The 19,264-nt window shown below is 34.5% G+C and carries 17 protein-coding genes; 2 read left to right on the forward strand and 15 right to left on the reverse strand.

Features of this window, described 5'->3' with window-relative positions:
• Positions 1 to 27 precede the first annotated feature (27 nt).
• The 12 genes from FHK87_RS06050 to FHK87_RS06105 all read right to left on the reverse strand — a co-directional run bounded on the left by FHK87_RS06050 (position 28) and on the right by FHK87_RS06105 (position 15,173).
• Positions 28 to 258 carry a hypothetical protein gene (locus tag FHK87_RS06050; protein WP_317133536.1) on the reverse strand — a complete coding sequence of 77 codons (231 nt, stop codon included), beginning with the start codon at positions 256 to 258 and terminating at the stop codon, positions 28 to 30.
• A gap of 43 nt (positions 259 to 301) precedes the next feature.
• Positions 302 to 955, reverse strand: a complete 654-nt coding sequence (locus FHK87_RS06055; protein ID WP_140591436.1) for a hypothetical protein — start codon at positions 953 to 955, stop codon at positions 302 to 304.
• A 19-nt stretch (positions 956 to 974) separates the two neighbouring features.
• Positions 975 to 1,334, reverse strand: a complete 360-nt coding sequence (locus tag FHK87_RS06060; protein ID WP_140591440.1) for a hypothetical protein — start codon at positions 1,332 to 1,334, stop codon at positions 975 to 977.
• Positions 1,335 to 1,337: 3 nt separating this feature from the next.
• Complete coding sequence (locus FHK87_RS06065) at positions 1,338 to 1,682, reverse strand: hypothetical protein (RefSeq protein ID WP_140591443.1); 345 nt, start codon at positions 1,680 to 1,682, stop codon at positions 1,338 to 1,340.
• Positions 1,679 to 2,698 (reverse strand): DUF7192 family protein, encoded by a 1,020-nt coding sequence (locus FHK87_RS06070; RefSeq protein WP_140591446.1) that lies wholly within the window; start codon positions 2,696 to 2,698, stop codon positions 1,679 to 1,681. The genes FHK87_RS06065 and FHK87_RS06070 overlap by 4 nt, the downstream gene beginning before the upstream one ends.
• Positions 2,699 to 2,707: 9 nt before the next feature.
• The gene (locus FHK87_RS06075; RefSeq protein WP_140591449.1) at positions 2,708 to 3,664 is read right to left on the reverse strand and encodes an AAA family ATPase; all 957 of its coding nucleotides are present in this window, start codon (positions 3,662 to 3,664) and stop codon (positions 2,708 to 2,710) included.
• 40 nt (positions 3,665 to 3,704) lie between these two features.
• Positions 3,705 to 7,985: a strawberry notch C-terminal domain-containing protein gene (locus tag FHK87_RS06080; protein WP_140591452.1), complete on the reverse strand. Its 4,281-nt coding sequence runs from the start codon at positions 7,983 to 7,985 to the stop codon at positions 3,705 to 3,707.
• Between the two features lie 97 nt (positions 7,986 to 8,082).
• Positions 8,083 to 8,505, reverse strand: a complete 423-nt coding sequence (locus tag FHK87_RS06085; protein ID WP_140591455.1) for a hypothetical protein — start codon at positions 8,503 to 8,505, stop codon at positions 8,083 to 8,085.
• A complete protein-coding gene (locus FHK87_RS06090; protein WP_140591458.1) occupies positions 8,502 to 12,974 on the reverse strand; it encodes an Eco57I restriction-modification methylase domain-containing protein in 4,473 nt (1,490 codons plus the stop codon). The genes FHK87_RS06085 and FHK87_RS06090 overlap by 4 nt, the downstream gene beginning before the upstream one ends.
• Before the next feature lie 925 nt (positions 12,975 to 13,899).
• Positions 13,900 to 14,112: a hypothetical protein gene (locus FHK87_RS06095; protein WP_140591462.1), complete on the reverse strand. Its 213-nt coding sequence runs from the start codon at positions 14,110 to 14,112 to the stop codon at positions 13,900 to 13,902.
• A gap of 100 nt (positions 14,113 to 14,212) precedes the next feature.
• The gene (locus FHK87_RS06100; protein ID WP_140591465.1) at positions 14,213 to 14,509 is read right to left on the reverse strand and encodes a hypothetical protein; all 297 of its coding nucleotides are present in this window, start codon (positions 14,507 to 14,509) and stop codon (positions 14,213 to 14,215) included.
• Positions 14,510 to 14,591: 82 nt separating this feature from the next.
• Positions 14,592 to 15,173 (reverse strand): C2H2-type zinc finger protein, encoded by a 582-nt coding sequence (locus tag FHK87_RS06105; RefSeq protein WP_140591468.1) that lies wholly within the window; start codon positions 15,171 to 15,173, stop codon positions 14,592 to 14,594.
• Positions 15,174 to 15,557: 384 nt separating this feature from the next.
• On the opposite strand from FHK87_RS06105, the gene FHK87_RS06110 reads away from it, so the two are divergent.
• On the forward strand, positions 15,558 to 16,121 hold the full coding sequence (locus FHK87_RS06110) for a GNAT family N-acetyltransferase (protein ID WP_140591472.1): 564 nt from the start codon (positions 15,558 to 15,560) through the stop codon (positions 16,119 to 16,121).
• A gap of 4 nt (positions 16,122 to 16,125) precedes the next feature.
• The gene (locus FHK87_RS06115) at positions 16,126 to 17,214 is read left to right on the forward strand and encodes a helix-turn-helix domain-containing protein (RefSeq protein ID WP_140591476.1); all 1,089 of its coding nucleotides are present in this window, start codon (positions 16,126 to 16,128) and stop codon (positions 17,212 to 17,214) included.
• Positions 17,215 to 17,263: 49 nt separating this feature from the next.
• Here the strand turns inward: FHK87_RS06115 and FHK87_RS06120 are convergent, their stop codons facing one another.
• Genes FHK87_RS06120 through FHK87_RS06130 form a run of 3 tightly spaced genes read right to left on the reverse strand, consistent with a single transcriptional unit; the run spans position 17,264 to position 19,247 of the window.
• Positions 17,264 to 18,421, reverse strand: a complete 1,158-nt coding sequence (locus tag FHK87_RS06120; RefSeq protein WP_140591480.1) for a glycosyltransferase — start codon at positions 18,419 to 18,421, stop codon at positions 17,264 to 17,266.
• 38 nt (positions 18,422 to 18,459) lie between these two features.
• Positions 18,460 to 18,759, reverse strand: coding sequence for a hypothetical protein (locus tag FHK87_RS06125; protein WP_140591485.1), 300 nt, complete (start codon positions 18,757 to 18,759; stop codon positions 18,460 to 18,462).
• On the reverse strand, positions 18,756 to 19,247 hold the full coding sequence (locus FHK87_RS06130; protein WP_140591488.1) for a hypothetical protein: 492 nt from the start codon (positions 19,245 to 19,247) through the stop codon (positions 18,756 to 18,758). The genes FHK87_RS06125 and FHK87_RS06130 overlap by 4 nt, the downstream gene beginning before the upstream one ends.
• Between the last annotated feature and the right edge of the window lie 17 nt (positions 19,248 to 19,264).

The following is a 19,264-nucleotide window of genomic DNA, read 5'->3' on the forward strand; positions in this document are numbered from 1 at the left end:
TTCTCTTACTTTTAAAATTTCAATTCATTAAACCACCGTACCTTGTCTAGCTTCAGTATTTATAGCACTTTCAATCCCTTTCGATAACATTGCGGTAAGCACTGAAGTGACAGCAACAACAGCTAGTGTTTGATACAACTCTTTACCTCTTGGAATTCCAAATTTGAACGATTTAGTAGTAGCATTCTTTCCAAGATTATAGTACAATAGCGCTTCTCCAATTCCAATAGCTACTCCAGCTCCAGTTATAATCCACACTTTCTTATCAATCTTCTTTTTCTTTACCTGTTTCATATTGCTTTTATTTACCTTCAAGTTTTTCTTCGATTTTATCATATCGCTCCTTCAATTCTTCATTATCCTTTTGACCTCGCAATGCATTCATACCGTAAATCTTCAATAGATTACGATGGGTATTCTTTAGCAACTTTTTGGATTCTTTTTGCACTTCAAGATTGCCCTTTAGTTTTTCGGGAATCAAGTTTCCTAAAGCAATAAAATGAGCCCGTATTTTAATGTATGGAGAGGGTTTAGGTTTTGGTCCTTCTTCTTTTCTTTTTTGCTCGTTATACTTCTTTATTTTGACACGGCATTGCTTTATTTCATTAAGAACCGCGTCTAAATCTTTTTTAGTAGTTGTTCTTTTTGGAATTTCTTTTTTTTCTTTTTTGGGCGTTTTGTCTTTTTTCTTTGTGGTAACTCCCTTTTTTTGGGGAGACTTTTTTTCGGTTTTTTCTTCTTCTGGATCTCCACAGGGATTTTCTACAATGGCATCCGGAGATACTTTAGTTACCATTTGGTATATCTTATTGATACTATTTTCTTCTTCTTTCTCAAATACCTCCTTAGCTTCTATCCCATTATAGTCTTCTATAATTCCTTTTACAGATTCTTGTAAAGCTTGTGGTCGTACTTTAGAAAGGTCTAATTCTAATAAATCTTGTATTGTTGCCATTTTTCTTATTTTAAAAGGTTTATGCACTTTTGGTGTTTAATTCCAACTCTAGTTCCAGCTCCAGTAATTCTAATGCTCTGGCTCTGGCTCTTGCTTGAATTTGTATTTCTGTTGCGGAAAGTTCTTTTTTCGAAGTTTTCTTCTTCTTTGATGAAGTTCCTGAAGCACTTTTAGCATCACGATTCAATAACAGATGTAAAAGTTCATCTGCTTCCTGTGCTTTTACATTAGATGTACTGAAGCCATTTGATTCATTTTTAATAATCTCAAAAGCTTGAACTGGATCAAGTTTTCTTTTGGTTCTTTCTAGGATTTCTTCCTGATGCAGAATTTCAACTGCTTTTAATTCTTTTCGTTTTGTATCTTTTATCTTGTACATAATTTAAAGGGTATGATCGATTGAAAATTCTTGTTTATATAGTGTCGTCAAACTCATGAAAAATTCGTTTGCTTCTTCCTGATCTGAATAATGAATAGAACAGTTTTGTGGAGTACCGTCCATATCAAAACATTCGTAACGATAGCATTGTAAAGGGCGGTCAACATTACTAATATCAATGGTTGTCCACCGTAAGATTCTGGTGTCTTTATGCATTGATGATTCCATAATTCTGAAATCCCTACAATGTTCAGCACACTCTTTGTTAATCTCTATAGCTCTATTCATTATAGCATGAATGATATGCTGGGTAATATTTTGGGTATTCTTAGTGGTTTCCTTTTTCATTTCTTATTGATTTGTTGAGTGTAGTCCTTTATAATCTGTGTGACTTCATTGACGGCTGCATTTATGGAATAACTCTGTTCAAAAACAGCATAGCGCTCTTGTTTCTCCCCTATTTCTTTCACAAAGTCTTTTCCCATATTTGCTTTTAATGATCCTAAACCATCGGGTATGTTTAGACCAAAATGATCACTTAATCCTATAAGTGCTTTAAATCCTCTGTAGCGAAAGTATCTTGGGTCACTTGTCATTAGTAACAGTTGATTTTTATCTAATCTATCCTGAAACCGTTTAATCCGAATAACTCCCATAGCAACATTCCCTTTAAAAGAAGTTCCTAATAATGTATTCACTTCTACGGCTACCCCTCGTATTTCCATAAACTCAACCAATTCAGCACACGCTAAACCCACATATAAGAGTTCATCTCCCTTTACTCTTGCATTACCACCTGCCATTAAATACAAGCTCAATGCTGGATATGAAGATTTTCTATCCTTGAAATAGGCGAATACACTTTTGACCGCAGTCGTTTTATTTGAACTATCCAGTTCTATTTGAAGTTGGCTAATGGTATTTTCAATTGGGTTTTTTGATCCTGTAGGCTGTAATCGATATAATCCCATTGCTGCGCGGTCAAACGAGAAAACTCCCAAACCTCTGTCGTTATATGCCACTTTCGGTTTAGATAAAATCTGATTGCCCATTAGTTTTATATATTGCTCTAGCTTATCCTTAATCTTGGGTTGAATTGTTCGCAATAGTTCCATTCCTAGAAAGTATCTATGTTCATTCAATTCACTAACATCTTTGGGACTTGGAGATCCATACCAAGAACTACCAGCACTTATTGCTGAAGCTGTTGCTTCATTCATGTTTTTTAGTCTTTCACGATTATGAATATTCAAAGCAGTAGCTTTATTATCTACAAAGTCATTGAATGCTTGAACACTATCGAAATAAGAATAATAGGTAGTCCTCCTTCCTCGTTTTTTTGTATGTATCTTAGTTACGCCCATAATATGCTATTATCCCAACCTTTTTTTGTATTCAGTTTTGAACTCGTTCATCATTATTACTCCTTTATATGAGTTAAGAAAGCCCTCCAGATTCACTTCTAGTTTGATCTTGTTCGCTTTATCTTCATTCATCACCATAAAGTAACTTTCCAAAGCATCTTTTAATGTTTTACCATTTGGCACTTTGCGATAGGGTTTTCCGTGTTCATCCTTTAATCCAGTTGCTCTTTTCATCTCCAGTTCATAAGCTCGTTCCATATTGAGCATTGTTCTTAAAGTCATAATATCTTCAGTATCATCATCACCTATTTCTTTGCCTTCATAGGCTAATATGGCTTTACGTATTTTTATACATATATCTGCTACTGGAGCGTAGACTAACTGACGTTCTAATACTTCATTAAATCCAATCCTATAAATACATCCGCTAAAGCGGTCTAAAAGAGATGCATCCTGCTTATTGTTACCGACATAATTCCCACTCGCTCCTTTCCCTATAACATTTCCAGTTGCAATGCAGCCAAAGTCATGATGTTTTACAATCGGTTCATTAAGACCATTAAAAATGATAGCTTCAGGTTTTGAACTCTTAGCCAAGGCATCATTTAATAAGCCTGCGGTATTGGCATCCAGTTTGGGCATCTCATCAAGGATGAGTATTTTTCCATCCCTCCAAGCTTCTATAAGCGCACCTTCTTTATACCCTGAAATTGTCTGACCTCCTTTAATATCGATCGGGGATGTCCATTGATTACAGTTCACCACTACAAAAGGCAATGCTTTTTTATCATTTTCAGTTCTGCCAAATAGGGCATAGGCTACCTTTTCTCCTAGAGTGGTTTTACCTGTTCCAGCACTTCCTACCAAAAACACATTGTTCCCGCTACTCAAATCATCTAAGACTTTCATAAAATTTGGGATCTGTTTGATCTCTGGAATATCTAAGGTGTATGTTCGTCTTTTCATATCAATTCTATTCTATTAATAGTTGTTTACTAGCTACTCATTAAGCAGTTTGAAGACTATGATAAAGCCTTAACTGATCTAATACTTCATCAATAGCATTAATTTCCTCTATCATATCTTCATAGGCTGTTCTGCCTAATTCCTCCTCGTTATATCTTCCGAAAACAAACTCAGGGTTTCCATCCTCGTGCGGATTGTTAGTGATAAAGAACCCAAGCGTATCTTTGGCTTCATAAAGTGCTTGCTTTGAAGCTTCTTCCACTATATTTTCAAATTCTTTCCCTACTGGAGTACTACTAATTGCCTGCTTCCAAGCTCTGTAAGGAATCACCACATTTTTGAAAATAGGAATAAGTGAATAGTTGTATTTCTCTTTATCACTAAGAGGTCGATTGTAGGATACAGTACCAAAAGTATACTTCGTATCTCCTGGTTCTTTATATTCTTTGAATCCTGTAATTGGGTTACTTCCCTGACCATAAGGTCTACCTAATTCATACAAATACTTACCTTCAGATTCTTTAGTATTTCGATCCCAATCTTTTTGATTTTCTATTTCCCAATCCTCTAACTCTTTGGCTTTACCCAAAAATTGCAAACCATAGGTATCTAATTGCTTTAAAAAAGGCTTAAGGTTGTTTAGATGAAGAACTCCTGTCATTTCTCCTCCATTTTGAACAAAATCGGGTAATTCATCATCTGTCTGACCTTCTGCTTTTCTAATTAATTCACGTAGCTTGGGATCTATTGCCATCTTATAATTCTCCCCTTTATGAATGTATACTTGCAAATAATTTTCGCCAATGCGTTTGAAGCGAAGTTGATCCTTTTGATCTGAAAAGAATTCATCGGTAGAAAGACCATTAATAATATTAAAAGCTTCTGACATGGGTAATAGAGCTTTGTTCACACCATCTTTACCGAACTCTTTATCCATCAGAATACCATTCTTAATGACACCTGTTTTGGTATTGTATTTAACCAATTTATTTTCTCCCCCAATTGCTCCAGATGCAGCGACAATATTTTCTGTAAGAATATGTCTTTGTTCTCGTTTGGATGATGCTTTTTTTATCAGCTCATTCCATTCTATTGGAATTTGTTTATGTTCTTCTTCTGAAATATCCTTACTCTGCGTATAGATCAAACTTATATATGCGTGTTCTTCAGGTTGTAGAGAATAGGAAATAAGCCTACGGGAATCTGCAACTGCAAATCGTAATTGTATGTTACCATAGGTATATGGGTTTTTGGCAGATGTGCCTAATGAGATCCCTAAAAATATACCCCACGAAGGTTCTTTAGTAGGGTTCAGATACGGTATTTTCAATACTTCTCCGATATCAAAATATCCCACATACTTTACAATTTGCTTTTTAATATATTCCAGCTTTTGTAGGTACTCATTTACTGCGCTTAATTTTTCTTCTATCAATTCGTGCAGCCTTTCTCGGTCATTTGCTATTTTTTCATTTTCATCATCATCCTTTCCACTTCCGATATCAGGTAAATCATTCAATTCTTCTCGAAGTTTACCGATAACTGCCATTCGTTTCTCTCTACGTTCTTCAATGAGTAATGGAAATTTCTCGTTGATATCGTTTGTGAGTTCGGCTCGTACTTGCTCAGGTTTTCTTCCATCTAAAGCTTTGGTGATTCGATTTTCAACGTCTTGTTTAGTTAAGGGGCGCTTTAAATTATTGACAATGCTTACTTCCCGAACGGTATCTTTTCCAAAGGGTGTATTTCCACCATTCCCTTGTTTAAATAGGTATCTTTTTTTAATTTCAGCATCTAAGGGTAGAAATTCAGTTTCTAAATCATACGTTCCCTGTTGTTTTTCAAGCTTGATTTGATGGTCGTAGCGTTCCAATAAAACATCATATAAATTATCCTGTTCTTCCACTAATAATAATCCCGCCCTTCCTGTAAGTTGTCTTATCGCGCCTTCTTTACCATCATTCCTTTCGTAGTACTTTCTCCCTGTCTTTGAGTCGGTCATTCTGTGATACGTTGGATGACCTAATTTTTGCATCATTTCTGGATTTTCGGTAATCCATTGCCAAGCTACTTTATCGCCATACTTGTTTAAAAAATCTGCACTTTTAAGGGTATCATCATTGGTGTTTTGAGATCCGGTGGTGTTTGCATCCAAAGACTTTAATTTTGCCTTTAGCATCGTCATCAATCTTCGTTCTGTTGGGATATCACTTGTGATATAATAATACTCAGGTAAATTCACCTGACCTGTTCGATTAATACGCCCCCTTTTTTGTACTTCAATATTTATGTCCAACTCAAACTGATGAATAACCATAGAACGCTGTCGTTGATCAGCGAAATCTTCAGAAGCATGAGCAGATTGACCTGTACTTCCACTTTGATTAATTAATAACACATCATACTCACCAGAGTTGAACAATCGAAAAGACTTCTCCGAATCACTTCTAAAAGATGACACCACTACATCGTCACCGTTATAGCGTACTTTTTGATTTCTTCCAGTAACTTCCGCCACTTTGAAATACTCATCATCGTGACCTCCTAAATTGGAAGGTTTTTTTTCATTTTCTATTAACTGCACAAGTTGGTCAATAGGGGAAATACTTAGTCCTGAACTTTCTAAAAGCATTGCCTTTTTAATCCTGGTATATTCCTCTTGACCTTTTTTAGATAATTCTTCAATCGCTATTCGTTGCCTGCTTTTTTTACCATCAATATCTGTATAGCTATAGAAAAAAATACTATCCAATCCTTTTATTAAGGTTCTTACAAAATCCAATTCTTCTTTTGGTAAAACATCACCACTTGATAGATTCAGATCCTTTAAAAATGCACCCATTGTGGATTTGAAAGCGATAACTACCTTCTTGTCCTCTCTTAAAAGTGAAAGTGTTTTCTTTGCCACTTCTTCAACTTTCAAAGCGAAAAGCATTTGATCTACGATATTAAATACTCTTGAAAAATAAGGAGCTTGTTTTACACCTAAACCTCTAGGTTTATCTCCCATTCTTTCTCCTTGGGCTTTTGCATCTGCATGAATTAAGCCGAGAATTGGAGCTACATATTCTTCCTCAAATCGAACTACCTCATTCATCAATTTGATAATCCGATTTACACTTGCCCTGTTTTTACTTCGGCTTGGTTCTTCATCCAAAGTGATATACTCCACTTTAATTCCCTCACTTGAGCGTTGCCTTCTAATCAGCTGACCACTTTCTGCAAGATTAGAAGCTACAATTTCCTGAAGCGCCAATCCTCCGCTACGCATAGCCGTAACAAACGCACCGTCTTTTAATCCTGTTTCGGAAATAGCCGTTTTCTTGCCGTAAAAAGGCATTACCTCTGGATACTTTGCAAAAGTTGCACTTAAAAAACAACAAGAATGTGTTTTAGGCAGTACCCTACGCATCCAGTTTCCAATGATAGAATCAAATCCACCAGCACTATGAGATTCATCTAAAATGAACACTACTTTTTTATACCGTTTACTGCCAACAATACCACTCTCGCATATACTTTCTATCCAAGCACGTTTGTAATAACTAGCGGATTGGATCTGACTGTAGGTAGTAAATACCATATCATATCCACTTGGCAGGTAATCTATATTCTCATAGATAGTTACTGTTGGTGTGGTTTCAGGATTAGGTAGTTTTTTTCCTATCCTTTTATGCCATTCTATCGACTCTAAACTTTCCGTAGCTAAAGTCTTGGAAGTAGTAAGTAATTCCTCTTGAGCTTTACCTGATAATGGAGTAAAAATCACATTACCATCTGCATCTTTTATTTTAGCTCCTGAATCAGAACTGGAATTGACAATAAAGGGTTGGATATCTTCAAAACCAATTGCCTTTAAATCACGATACATATCCGTAAATAAACTAGGGCTTTTAGTAAAAAAAACAGGTAAATATCCTTGCATTATAGCATGACGAATAACGGCTGCTGCTTGTCTTCCTTTTCCGATTCCCGTTTGATCTCCTATGATAATCCCTTGTTGTCGCTCAAATTGTTTAAGGTATAAGGCTACTGCATCGACTTGCTCCGCAGCAAAAGCTTTCCATAAGGTTGCCGTAGATATATATTTTAATTCATTACGAACGTAGTTATCAATGTTTCCTTTTTCTTTCACAATACGGTTCAGCGCCTTTTGAACTTCGAAAGCCATATTTCTAGGAATAAGGGTATCCATTTTGAAACTTGCATTTGACTTCGGCACATAGGGAACAAGTGCAGTTTGATCTGCTGCCAGTTTTGCTACTTGGGCTGCATCCTGAGCGAACCCGTCTTGTTCTACCTGTAATTCAATATTCTCCATAATTCTCTTATTAATAGCTATCTTTTACTTTTTGTAGCGCCCAGCAAGCGACTTCTCCTTCATCATCATCACCTGCTGTGCAGCTACCTATCTATGATTACACATTTTCAAACCTTGATAGTACTTCTAAGTACCTTCGTAGAGTGGTATCCGCATATATTTGGACAGCTTCTTCCTTTTCCATCCCTCCATACATTAAGGAACTGTCAGGGACGGTATCGTCCAGTTTGCTCCAGTTTTCTTTGAGTGTCCAAATAGCAGTTTGCATTTTATCGTGGTACATCAGGAAATTTGCAATTTCTTCTACCGTTCTACTATCGGTATAGACAGTCTCCAAATATTCTTCAATAAGGGCAATAGGATCATCTCCTTCCTCCATTGACCAAGCTATTAAGTTGTGTAATCGAATAAAGATTCCTGTTTCGTGATCTTCGAAATTTTCAAAGGGTATTGGATTGCTAACCATAAATAAGGTTGCATTGCTATCCGAAGGCATTAATTGATTATTAAAAAATATCATAGTCCTAATTCTATTTTAAGTTGGGTGATAATCACCTCTAGTGTATATTCTTCTGCTTTTATATGGGAATTGATACGTTCCCATAATTCTGGAAAGCTATTCACCATTTGCTCGATTTCTGGGTTTTCACTCTTTGTGGGTGCAACACCTTCCGGTGTTTGTTTTCTTCCATTGATAAGGATCAACATCGTTTTAGTAACAGCTCCCTGTTTATTGTAAAGTTTATAGCTGTTCATATTGATAATATCATCCACACGATAATGGCGATATAACCAATTAAAAAAAGGCTTGTACTTCTCTATATATCCATCCTGACCGAAATACACATGCCCCATAATTATAATAGCTGCTTTTCCCGTATCCTTTAGCGTATGCAAAGCAAGTCCTGCCATAAAATGCTCTAAACGCATATGTTGTGCTACTCCGATTTGATTATTGAAGTATTTTTGCGTCCATCGCTCTTTGTCAAACTTTGAATCGTCCCAACTGGCAAATGGGGGATTGGTAACCATTACATCAAAAGAGTGTGTCAATTCCTCTGGAAAAGGTTCCGCAGCATTCAAATGAGTAATAGTATTGAACCTTTGTAATTCAAGAGAATATCTCCTACTCTTATCAATTTCATTTACGTGTGTTTTTTCTGGATCTGCACCAAGTACCAATAAGCCATTTCCAGCACTAGGCTCAAAAACCCATGTGGCATGAGACATTCGCGTATATTCGGCTACCATTGCTCCAATAGGACAGGGTGTGGAATATTGCTTAAATAATTCCTTACTACTATCCGAATAGGCATAGGTAGGTTGTACAGTATTCCAGAACTGGGTCATTTGAGCTAGGCGTTGTTCAAATGAAATAGGAAGGTTATATATCTGCTTATACCATAAAAGCCAACTAAGCTCAACTGCTTCCCATAAAACACCTAAATTCGGTGCGCCTGCTTCTTCCCTGATATTCTCTATTTTCTTTTTACTTAACCGTTCATTCCTGATATAGTGATCGTGCATAATTGCCACCACTTTATCCAAATAATCAGGATTCCATGATTCTTGTTCTTCTTCATTTTCCGAAGTCGCAAAGAAATCATCAATGAGAACTCTCGCCATTTTACATAAAGGTTCATCGGGATAGTTTTCTGCTATTCGACCTCCAAATAAATTGTTCAGAATAAAGTCACGAAAGTTGGCTATGTCACCCCTATCTATGACATAGCCATAATCTTTCGTCATCATTAAAAACTCAAAAAACAACTCATCACGAAATACTTTGTCCTCTTTTCCAACTAATTTGTTAAGTTCCCTTGCTTCTTTTTTTAGGGCTAAAATTCGTTCTTCTCTATGCGCTTTACTATTCTTGCTTTTTTTGTCTTCTTTTTCTCCTATCGTGTGAATTTCCTTTTCGAGAATTGAAATCCATTTATTAAATTCTTTTTCTGTCTTCTCATCCAATTTGATTTTATTAAGCTCATATCTATAGCCCAACTCAAATATTGATACATTGTCTATAAATGCTTGTTTCCCTGTGAAATCTATCGTAAAACCTTGTAAAGCAAACTTTTTTCGTATTTGATCTACTTCACTTGGTTTTATAAAAAAGAATTCTTCTAAAGATGATTTTTCAAGTTGTTCAGGTTCTTCCTCATTTTGAGCTGTTTCCTTTTTTTGCCGTTCTTCTATATACTCTTGTATTAGCTCTTTGGAATTATCAAGATCCTCAATTTTGAATTCAAGATCCCGATATAGTTCTTTGTCTTCTTTTTTGGATTTTGGCTTTCCTGTTTTTGGATTGGTATGTACTAGTTGCTGTTTCTTAAAATCGGCTTTTTCTTCTTCTATAATTCGTAGCGCCTTTTCAAAATCAGCAATAGGTCGATACATAGTAGCAGCGTGCCACCAAGATTGTCTTCCTCTTTCTTCATCTATAATACTTTGTAGCGGATAAACACTCTTGTAACCTCTATTTAGATTTACGAATAGATAATTTGGATCTGTTGGAAAACCTAATTCTTCGAACATTTCTTTACCACGTCTTTCCCATTCACGTAACATTGCAGATCTTGTTACTAAAAATCCATAGTCATTTGGATGCGCCATTTGAACCAATTCAAATAATTCTTTTGCACTCAATTCCGAAAGATTATCATCCGAAGCTTCTAACAAGTACGGAGCGATTTCCTGAATCTTTTTAGCATCCTTTATATACAATCCAGAATTAAATAGCGCTATCACTCTATGAGGAGTTAAGACATTCGGAATTGTTGTTCCGTATCGTGTAATATCTGTAGCAATAGGTTGCTTTTCTTCTTTTTGAGTTTGTCTTGCGTTTTCATCAGGAACAATCACCTTACTAGGATTTGAGACGATATATCGAATTGCCTTCTTAAGCTTGGTCATTGACATGGTACTGCCCCCATATATTACACCTTCTTTGATAGGTTTATGACTGCTTATAGCTATTCGCTTATTCTCAAGAACTTGAAAGCTAATTTCATCATGATCAGATCTGATCCCATATCCATGTGGTTCTGACTCCTCTGGATAATATTTATGTTCGATAAGATCAGGTCGGGAATTGATAAACTTTTCAAAGTCCTTAACGGTTTTAGTATCCAGTTTTGTCCAGGCTTGCTCTAATATATAACCAGAGCTGTGGGGAACTGTGAAAGGTGTGTATCCTAATGCTGCTGCATTTGAAAGGATCAAGTCTAAAAAAGTATTCCTGACAGCTTCTGGTTCTATATCATTAACCCAATCTTTTTGATCTGTAATAGTGTGTTTAACTTCATCTAAAAATGTTATCTCATTCTCAACCCGTGATGCTTCTTCCAATGCTAATCGGAAAGTCGCTATTATTGTTTCAGTATCGCCTTCAGTATCAATCTCTAAGTCGGTAAGTTTTTCAATCATTGATTGAACCGTAGTACGCTTTGAACCCGAATGTTTCGCATTAGTTTCTTCTTCTACTTCAACTGATTTGTCTTTCCCTAATTCTATTTCTTCTATTGAAAGTTCTATTCCTTGCTCCGTAGCAAACTCTTTTAGAGCTAACAAAGCAGATTGAACGGCTTTAAGCTTTTTCTTAGCCTTTATGGTGGTCGCTATAATTAATTCTGTACGTAGGTCTTTAGCAATCAATTCCAATGGACGCTGGATTGCTTCTTTTTTTGAATTGTATCTAGTACTTCCTCTTTTCGGTCTGAATTGATTATTACTTCCCGATCCAATTCGATTAAAAAATTCCAAACCATTCAAATAGTAGTCTTCTTCATCCCGAACTGTGGTAATAGATGCTTCCACTCTTACGGATTCAGGGAATGGAATTTCCAATACTTCTAATCGTTCTCCTGCGGTTTCAGATGTATATACTCCTTCCTCATCTGCGAGGGATCTTGATTCTATGGATTTAGAAAAATCATAATCATTAAATGAAATGTAGTCTAAACCTAGTTCGCCTTTAGAGTTTGTTTGTCCTTCTATCAAATTAACTAGATCTAATACTTGCTCCCTAAAACCTTCAATTCCTATAAATGATGTCTTTCCTTTACTAACCAATGGATTATTGGCTGTCACTATTTTCAAGTTATCTCCTTCCCACAAAAAACCTGACCTTCCTCCATCAACCATCACACCTTCTATAAAATTACCCGTATTACCTATTCCTTTAAGTAATTCTAAAAATGCATTGCTCGTTTTAAAATCAGTACTATCAAACCCAAACTGGAAGTCCTCGGATTTTAAAAGTTCAGGGTGGTCTTGCAAAACAGGTTCAGGAACTTTCTTACCATTTCTTAAAGCTGTTAATACTGCAATTTTATGGTCGTGTTTTTCTTCTGCTAGAAAATCTGGATCAAGTAGTTGATCGTTAGAAATAGATTTCCCCGAAACCTCAAATAGATATGTAGCTTTTGTTTTAAGCCATACAAATTCCTCTTTTGGTGTATCTGTATTTTTTACTTCTTCTTGATTACTTTCAGAAATTCCTGTGATAATTCTTCCTTCATCAAATGCGTTTCTTGCTCTTTCTTTTAAATTCCTAGCAGTAACTTTAAGCCCTTTAAATTTATCTCCTAACTGAGATTTTAAAAACCGTTTTGCAATGTCCTCGGCTGAAACCCTGAAATCTTCAAAAACAACATAATCTTTATCTTTTATATCCTGATCTTCATTTTCAATCGAAACTGTCACCAAACTAAAAAGTTTGTGATCAATGTTACCTCTTACAACTTCATAAGATGGTTCAATTTTTACGGATATAAGATCTTTACTTTCTTTGTTAGCGTTTTCTAAAACACTTGTATACTTATCAAAAGAAGGACGAACCCCACGTATATACCAAATACCTTTGTTTCGATTTGCATTTTTAAATCCAATTGAAATAAGATATTTTTTTAAATCCGTATTAGATAATTCAGGATCAAATTCAAGCTGAATTCCTTTAGGAGTTTCGTTATATGATTTTGTTATTCTCATTTACTTCTTTTCTTTTCGTTAAATGAGATTATTGAACTTCACGCTTTACTAAAAACTCACGTATCATCCCTATAGGAAATACTTGGTCATTGCTATAGTAAAAACACACGTGTCATCCTTATAGGAAATACTTAGTCATTGCTATAGTAAAAACTCACGTGTCATCCCTATAGGAAAAACCTAGTCATTGCTATAGTAAAAACTCACGTGTCATCCTTATAGGAAATACTTAGTCATTGCTATAGTAAAAACTCACGTGTCATCCCTATAGGAAAAACCTAGTCATTGCTATAGTAAAAACTCACGTATCATCCTTATAGGAAATACTTAGTCATTGCTATAGTAAAAACTCACGTGTCATCCCTATAGGAAAAACCTAGTCATTACTATAGTAAAAACACACGTGTCATCCTTATAGGAAATACTTAGTCATTGCTATAGTAAAAACTCCCGTGTCATCCTTACAGGAAATACTTAGTCATTGCTATAGTAAAAACCTAGTCATTGCTATAGTAAAAACTCACGTGTCATCCTTATAGGAAATACTTAGTTTTATAATCTCAAAATGTGTACAGAAATCTCCTTGTAGCGGGAGTAAAAATGTAGATAACGTAGTTGATCTATTCGATCATTAAAATAGTTTGGAATTCTCCTTGTAGCGGGAGTCGTTCCTATTTAGGCTTATATCAAAAAAACAAGCACTCAAAATGCCATAAATTGTATAAATCCAATGACTTATATACTCAAATATAGCGAGTCTTTTTTAATTTCTTCTTTACATAACAATGCTATCGTTGCGTAATTAAAAGTTGGAAAAACAGCATAATATAGGTTAGCCCAATAATAATGCTATTTCCCAATTTATACCCCCTATAAATTAAATTACCTAAACCGTAGTAAAAATAATTATTGGGGGTAAAAATAATTAGGCACTAATTGATCGAATCTTATTGATATCGTAACTAAAATCTCCAGCTCTAACCTTTATCGTTATAACTCCTTCTTCATCCTCATATAATTCTAGTATGGACAATATTTCAATAGGAATTACGGTTTCAAGATCGAATAATTCTCCTACTCCTGATTCGACTATTGCATCTTTTGATTCGTCTTTTACCGTATAATTATATAGTGTCATAATTCTAAAATTTCTTATTTTAAATGTTAACTTAAAGGAGTTTTAGTTCTATTTTGGTATACTTTTTTAAAGGGTACAAGAATACCTTGTGCTAAATAACTCAACCTTTATCTCCAACCAAAATATGTAGAAAAGTTGTTCCTTGGTGGTGATCCCATTTCACCATTTCAACTTCCCATCCTGTAGTATTTTCAACCCAATCAAATACATTTAATTCTATGTTGTTGTGCATAAACGTTTCATCCGATTGATAGTTTCCTCCTATGAATTTTGGAATGTTAATAGCTTCGCCTTCTCTTGGGAATCCTTCCCCATTGTTCCAATTGATAGTAAGGTCACGCTTCCCTGAGTTATAAAATCCTGTCTTACTCCAATTAATACTAAAATGTACCTTCATTTGTGATTGTGGTTTATTATGATTGTATTAGTTCCCCCCTGAAACTAAAAAGTAATAGTTCTTTTACTTGACCATTGAGTAATTACAATAGTTGTATTCTTTGATCATTTTCCAATTCCCAAGCTCCATATCTCTCAGGCTCCCATTCCTTACGAGACTTATGTGCTGAAATATGCCCGTTTAATTGTTTAGAATTCGAAAAAGGTTCATTACATTCTGGACATACATAGGGTTGCGGTTTAAAGCGCACACCCGCTTCAATAGCACGATGTATTTTTAAAGCTTCTTCAGAAAGTTGCACACCTACTTCTTCTGTTTTTTGATCGACTTTTTTCTTTTTGAAAAAGAGATGACAAAAGCTAAATAGCGTAGCAGATTGAACGATACTAAGCAATACACTACTTACTACTCCTTCTGGCATAAATTGGTACACTAGATTGTGAGCAAGTGTCGCAAAAAGATAAATAAAAGCTGTGCGTAACCACCCTTTAACCGTAAAGATTAAAATAGCGAGATCTACACCAATTGCGTAGCACCACGAAAACCAAGGATGGTCATAGTGGCTATTCGCTTCAAAAACATATAACGTATGTGCAATTTGTGGAATCAATAAGATTGCCATTGCAATGATTCCAAATAAGTCCTTTTCTATTAATTTTTTCATGCTGCGCCCCATTAGCATTAATTAATACTGATTTACTAGTTTGTGTACATAAACAAGAAAAAACAATCCTCTTTATGTTGTTGAGTGTTGGAATTAGTTAGTTGTGAATTATAGTGGGTAGGCAGTTGTAAATTTAAGTGCATTATTCACTTAAAACCAAATAGAATTTCCCGCTTTTCTTGAAAAGCGGTATCGTTTTTCAAGAAAATCGACATATTCTACGCTAAAACCATAAACTTTATATGGTTTTGTGTTAATTTTAACAATAAAATGAAACAATAATTGTTAAAACCTGTTTTCTATGGTAACATAAATATCGACCAGAACACTAATATAGTATATACGTATACACAAACTCAAATTAATCAAAATCATTACTGCTAAATGGGGCTAGCTACTAATGCTGATAAAAAAAGGATAATTGAAATTATCTTAGAATCTTTTAAAGACAATCAATCTGTAAACTACATTGTAAAACAAGACCAAAAACGGGTCAAACGAATTTCAAAATTAATAGAATATTCATTTTTTCAAGGAAGTGAATTTGGTGAAATTTTTATTTCTGAAGATCGTAATGCTGCTTGTATTGTCATCTTTCCAGATCAAAAAAAAACTACGTTCTATTCTATTTTATGGGATCTCAAATTAATGGCAGAAGTCATTGGTATCAGAAAAGTGAGAGCAGCACTAAAGCGAGAAGCTTTGCTTAAAAAAAACTATCCTAAAACACCATATGTGCATTTATGGTATATCGGGGTTGATCCACCCCATCAAAAAAAAGGCATCGGAAGTGCATTACTGGAAGAAGTAATCACTTTTTGCGGAGACAAACCTATCTATTTAGAAACCTCTGTGGTTTCAAATTTAGCCTGGTACGAAAAATTTGGTTTCGAATGTCTCAAAATATTAGACTTAGGATATATACTTTACCTGCTTAAAAAAAACTAACCATATGTTTGGAACAGAAATGCACCCTATTACTTTCGTAATATTGGTTTTGCAAGCATTTGTCTTATTTACTCAAATTATGTTTGTAGTAGCTAGACCTCATGACAAAACCAGATTACGTTTTTTAGTACTTACTATTACTTATATCTTCTATAACCTGTCTTCAGGTTTATTTCCTGATGAAAATATTCCTATAAGTATTATACTGCAAAATATCATTGCCTATGGCAGTGGTATTGTGGTAGCTGTTTATTTCATCTCCTATACCTATTGGGAATTTAATATTTACCCCTTCAAATTGTTCGGTGTAAAATCATTGCTATATACTTTGGTTATTTCGTTCATAGTATTGTTTGTACTCCCTTATTACTTTTATGGTAGTTTGGATCTCTCAAGAAAGTTATTTTTAGCTGTTCCTTTGGTTATATCCGTTGCCTTTTTCGTACAAGTAACTAAGGTTTTAAACAAAATATATAAAGATGACAGACAGAAATCTATAATTTTCAAATATAGAGTTCTTACTGGAAATGTAGGATTATTCACTTTGTCTTTAATGCCTGTTGTTGTTGCTTTTGGTGATTACCAAGCAGTCGAACAATCCATTGTAAATTTTGGCTTTATTCTAATGATGGTCGTGTACATTGTAGAATTGAATTCTGAAGCAAAAAAAGAAGCTATTGTCCTTACTCAAATTCATAAAAAAACAAACACACCAACTACCTACGAAATGCAAATAGCGGATAAACTTATTCAAGATGTACTTGAGAAGCTTCAGCAATTTGAGGATGATCGAGACTATTTAAAAGGTAAAATCACCTTAAATATGCTCGCCAAAAGATTTGACACTAATTCTAGATATCTTTCACAAATAGTCAACTCTAATAAAGGGAAATCTTTTACACAATACATTAATCATCTAAGAATAGATTATGTGAAAGTTAGATTAGAAGTAGATGAAAAATTCAGAAATTATACCTTAAAAGCAATTGCAAATGACATTGGTTATACCTCTACTGAAGCTTTTCAGAAAGCATTTTACAAAAAAGAAAATATCAAGCTATCAACATATTTAAAAAAACTAAGGGGCAATTAACAAAATTGCCCCTTATTCTTATAATCAAGTATTTACCTAATTTAGCTTTCTAAATAAAAGCATTTTTAAAATGTATAAGGTTTTTCTGAGTATACGAACGGTTTTTCCAAACCCATTTCTTAGCATTTTCACCTAATTTATTGCGAAATTCTGGTTCCTCAATTAATTGTATCAATGAAGATTCCCATTCTGGCAATTTCAAAGCTAATATCCCATTTTTTTTATGGTCTATAACTTGAGCATAAGAAGAATGTTCCAAAGCAATGACAGGAACTCCAATTGCTGCTGCTTCCAAAAATTGTATGGTATTTGAATATGCGTAATAATTTAAAGATCGCATTGGAATAAGCACCACATCGAAATGTAAATTCTTCAAGGTCTGATAATAATCCAGAAAACTTACAGATTTATGATAGGTAATATCCACCTCTTTTAAAACCTCTACTTCTTTTGCGTTCTTGCCATTCCAACCAAATATCACCAGCTCTACTTTATCTTTGTATTTTTCTTTTATTTTTTTAAACATAGGAAGAAAATACCTATAATCTGCTGCGGATTTAAGTGATCCGATTATACCAACTCTTACTATATTATCATTAGGTTTTACAACTGAAGAAATACCTTCAAACCCAATACTGGAGATCAGTGAAGGAAGCCAAAAGAATTCTATCTCTCTTTGTTCCATTTCACTTCTGTCTAACCACTCCTGGTATAATGTACATAATCGTTTTATTGGAGTGGTAATCATATCCATAAGGATCAGGTTTTGTAACAATTGATCTTGTTCTTCTTTTTTAAATACCTGATGATCCGGATGCGATTTTGGAATGTTATGAATCTGCCGTGTAATATCCATTACTAAATATATATTTGGATTCAAAACTCTGATTGCTTGAAACAAATACGTATAGTTACCCGTAAGCATTGGAAAAATGATGTAATCCGCCCATCGTATTTCTTCTTCTTGTAACGTATCCGTTCCAATTGTAAAGGTTTTTGCAAAATCCCACTTAGTAACCGAGGTTACACGGGTTTCAAAACCGTCTACAGATCCCAATTCTAAATACGGAAGGATCATTCGATAATAACCATCTGAATTTAATAATGGTGATACATACAATAGCCGTACCGTGTCTGTAGATGATTTTTCAATAGCTAAACCTTCCTTTATTTCTGACTTTTTTAATAATTCTCGAACCTTTTTCATTCTTTTTTCGCTTTTGTTTTTCAACCTTTTTTCACCTCTTAGATTTCAACAGGTTCGCCTTCAAAATACTTTTCGATCAATCTATCTGTAGTACGATCATAGATGAGTATAAAATTTGCTTTGTCTCCATATTCCTGAACTTTTTTATGTAACCCATCCAATCCTTTTTCTGGATCGAGAAATCTGGAGTACCCACTTTTCCAATCAAATGAATAGAAAGTACTGGATTCATCATCTTGGGTAGGATCTATAGCTTCTTTATCTTTAAAATATACTACCATTTTATATCTGGAGTGTTCTTTAGGATTCCACCGTTTTCTTTTTTTCCTAGTTTTCATTGTGTAAAATGTTTAATTAAAACACCCAACGGAATGTCTTTGATAAGGTCTATACCCTTATATCCTTTAACCCATACTTTGTCATGACTTGTGATTATACAAATCTGCAACTGATCAACACCAATGTTATGCGTATCAGAAAACTCTACCATAAAGGCTTCTATTCCCTGTACCACTTTAGCTTCCAGATTGAACAATCCAGAAGGTTCAGAATTTGTAAATAGGGTAATCAATTCTTTTACAGGAATCTTTTTAACTGGTCTTCCCTGATTATGGACTGCAACATTTATAATTGTTCTATCCTTAAAAATTCGTACTACTAATCTATCCTGCGGTAAGCCAGTTTCTTTGGATAGTTTTGAAAAATAATTAATGATATTTTTAGTTACTTTGGATTCATATCCAAAAACATCAACATTCAAATTTTGAACAGCTTTTTTCAATTTTTCTGCCAACCTTGGGCTTCTTCTTTTTGTTTTTTGTTCCATTTTTTCACTTTTTTATT

Source organism: Aquimarina algicola, assembly GCF_006443095.1.
In the GTDB taxonomy this organism is placed as follows: domain Bacteria; phylum Bacteroidota; class Bacteroidia; order Flavobacteriales; family Flavobacteriaceae; genus Aquimarina; species Aquimarina algicola.

Coding starts and splice junctions, on each gene's coding strand:
- FHK87_RS06105 (WP_140591468.1), bottom strand. CDS start 15,173: ATGAAAAAATTAATAGAAAAGGACTTATTTGGAATCATTGCAATGGCA.
- FHK87_RS06130 (WP_140591488.1), bottom strand. CDS start 19,247: ATGGAACAAAAAACAAAAAGAAGAAGCCCAAGGTTGGCAGAAAAATTG.
- FHK87_RS06080 (WP_140591452.1), bottom strand. CDS start 7,985: ATGGAGAATATTGAATTACAGGTAGAACAAGACGGGTTCGCTCAGGAT.
- FHK87_RS06120 (WP_140591480.1), bottom strand. CDS start 18,421: ATGAAAAAGGTTCGAGAATTATTAAAAAAGTCAGAAATAAAGGAAGGT.
- FHK87_RS06115 (WP_140591476.1), top strand. CDS start 16,126: ATGTTTGGAACAGAAATGCACCCTATTACTTTCGTAATATTGGTTTTG.
- FHK87_RS06125 (WP_140591485.1), bottom strand. CDS start 18,759: ATGAAAACTAGGAAAAAAAGAAAACGGTGGAATCCTAAAGAACACTCC.
- FHK87_RS06065 (WP_140591443.1), bottom strand. CDS start 1,682: ATGAAAAAGGAAACCACTAAGAATACCCAAAATATTACCCAGCATATC.
- FHK87_RS06070 (WP_140591446.1), bottom strand. CDS start 2,698: ATGGGCGTAACTAAGATACATACAAAAAAACGAGGAAGGAGGACTACC.
- FHK87_RS06075 (WP_140591449.1), bottom strand. CDS start 3,664: ATGAAAAGACGAACATACACCTTAGATATTCCAGAGATCAAACAGATC.
- FHK87_RS06095 (WP_140591462.1), bottom strand. CDS start 14,112: ATGACACTATATAATTATACGGTAAAAGACGAATCAAAAGATGCAATA.
- FHK87_RS06110 (WP_140591472.1), top strand. CDS start 15,558: ATGGGGCTAGCTACTAATGCTGATAAAAAAAGGATAATTGAAATTATC.
- FHK87_RS06060 (WP_140591440.1), bottom strand. CDS start 1,334: ATGTACAAGATAAAAGATACAAAACGAAAAGAATTAAAAGCAGTTGAA.
- FHK87_RS06055 (WP_140591436.1), bottom strand. CDS start 955: ATGGCAACAATACAAGATTTATTAGAATTAGACCTTTCTAAAGTACGA.
- FHK87_RS06090 (WP_140591458.1), bottom strand. CDS start 12,974: ATGAGAATAACAAAATCATATAACGAAACTCCTAAAGGAATTCAGCTT.
- FHK87_RS06100 (WP_140591465.1), bottom strand. CDS start 14,509: ATGAAGGTACATTTTAGTATTAATTGGAGTAAGACAGGATTTTATAAC.
- FHK87_RS06085 (WP_140591455.1), bottom strand. CDS start 8,505: ATGATATTTTTTAATAATCAATTAATGCCTTCGGATAGCAATGCAACC.